The following is a 512-nucleotide window of genomic DNA, read 5'->3' as shown; positions in this document are numbered from 1 at the left end:
GCGCATGGCCTTGCGGCGCTGCGCAGCGTCGGAGATGTCGGCCCACTCCGGATCCTCCATCCCCATGAAGCTGACGGCGGTGCGGATGGCATCCATCGGATGCGCGTCCTTCGGGAACTCGCGGATGACCTTCAGCAGCGCCGGGCTGAGCGCGCGGTTGGCCTTCTCCTCCGCCTGGAAGGCAGCGAGCTGCGCCGCATTCGGCAGTTCGCCGTTCCAGAGCAGATAGGCAACCTCGTCGAAGCTCGCCTCCTCGCAGAGCTCCTGGACGGCATAGCCGCGATAGGTGAGGCTGTTGGTCTCCGGCATGACCTTTGAGACGCTGGACTCGTCGGCATAGACGCCGACAAGGCCCTTGCGGACGTCGATCTGTTCGCTCATGGCATTCCTCAATCGGGTTCTTGTGCGGCGCAGCTTAAGCAAGCCCGCGTCGCTGTCCATCGGTGGCGGCGCTCTCGTGGCGTGGCATGCGGCGCCCCCAGTCGAGGCGAACCAGCGGCGCGCCGTCAGCC

1 protein-coding gene is annotated in these 512 nt (G+C 66.6%); it reads right to left on the bottom strand.

What is annotated here, in order from left to right:
• Positions 1-381, bottom strand: a 381-nt coding sequence (locus tag AC1DWF_RS38840; protein ID WP_476843710.1) for a citrate/2-methylcitrate synthase, incomplete at its 3' end; no start/stop codon positions are given.
• Between the last annotated feature and the right edge of the window lie 131 nt (positions 382-512).

It is taken from the genome of Aminobacter sp. P4_D5, from assembly GCF_056401815.1.
The sequence above is the reverse complement of the archived record's forward strand: the minus strand, read 5'-3'. Positions and strand labels throughout refer to the sequence as shown.